Source organism: Neisseria sp. P0021.S007 (assembly GCF_051956855.1).
On the sequence record NZ_JBQCXA010001779.1, the window covers coordinates 1 to 435 of the forward strand.

Below are 435 nucleotides of genomic sequence, written 5' to 3' on the forward strand. Positions count from 1 at the left end.
GGGTGAGAATGGGCAACAGCTCGTTGTCGAAATAGTTTTCGATCCATTTTTTCTGCGCAGCCGTCCATTTGTGGCGGCGATGGAAATGAATGCCGGCGCGGCTAAGTGCAGGCTGCAATACTTTGTTAAACAGATCGTACTGCTCGCGAATCAAGGCCTGCGCCTCTTTCGCCACCGCTTCGATGGTTTCGGCCGCGGTTTTGCCGTTGTCGAGCAGCTGATGCGGGCGCAATTTGTTTTCGCGTTTCAACCACGCCATGCGCACTTCAAAAAATTCGTCCAAATTGGAAGACACGATACAAAGGAAACGCAAACGTTCCAACAAGGGAACTTTCGTATCCTGCGCCTGAGCCAATACACGACGGTTAAACGCCAACAGGCTGAGTTCTCGGCAGAGAATGCGGTTTTGCTCGGGCATGGTTTACTCCTGAAACA

1 pseudogene is annotated in these 435 nt (G+C 51.7%); it reads right to left on the bottom strand.

Annotation, left to right across the window (positions count from 1 at the left end):
- Positions 1-418, bottom strand: a pseudogene (locus ACTHUR_RS21420) (polyphosphate kinase 1); the annotation flags it as partial.
- Positions 419-435: the final 17 nt, after the last annotated feature.